This window comes from Stenotrophomonas sepilia (genome assembly GCF_003244875.1).
Taxonomy (GTDB): Bacteria; Pseudomonadota; Gammaproteobacteria; order Xanthomonadales; family Xanthomonadaceae; genus Stenotrophomonas; species Stenotrophomonas sepilia.
The window spans coordinates 1-682 of the sequence record NZ_LXXZ01000020.1; the positions used below are offsets into that span (position 1 = coordinate 1).

Annotated in this window: 1 pseudogene; it reads left to right on the forward strand. The window is 63.5% G+C overall.

Going from position 1 to position 682, the window contains the following annotated elements:
* Window positions 1-42 precede the first annotated feature (42 nt).
* Window positions 43-682: pseudogene (locus tag A7X97_RS01695) on the forward strand (ABC transporter substrate-binding protein); the annotation flags it as partial.

Below are 682 nucleotides of genomic sequence, written 5' to 3' on the forward strand. Positions count from 1 at the left end.
GCGGGTGCGTGGGAACCACATGGAAGGCCAAGGAGAAACAACATGCGTTTGGCAGCAATCACACTGGCCGTAGCCACGGTCCTGGTCGCCGGCGGGTGCAACCGCATCGGCGGCGGCGCGGATGCGGGCAAGGCCGCGTCGCTCGATTTCGACAAGCCGGTCTCCGGCGAGATCACCTCGCGCAGCGGCATCAACTTCAACGACGGCAGCCATCACCAGCTCTACCAGATCAAGCTGGAAGACAGGGAGCTGGTCGGCCTGAAGCTTACTGGTGCCCTCAGCGGCTCGATTGCGGTGTTCAACAATGGCAGCCTGGTATCCACCAGCAACACCGGCTATGAGCGCGAGGGGGACGTCTCGCTGGCTTTCCGCGCCAACGGCAGTGGTATCTACCAGGTGGCAGTCAACGCCGATGGCCCGACCGCGTTCGGCCCTTATCGCCTTCGCGCCGAGAAGCTGAAGCCATATGACGGCAAGCCGCTGGTGGGCAGTGGCGAGATCGTCGATATGCTGGCCAGCAATTCGCAGGACTACACCTTGCAGGTGGACAAGGCGGGCCTGTACGAGATCCGGCTGGTCTCGGATGCCTTCGACCCGGTGCTGAAGCTTTCCGGGCAGGGCGTGGATGCCGAGAATGACGACGGCGGCGACAGCATCAACTCGCGCCTGACCCTGTCACTGA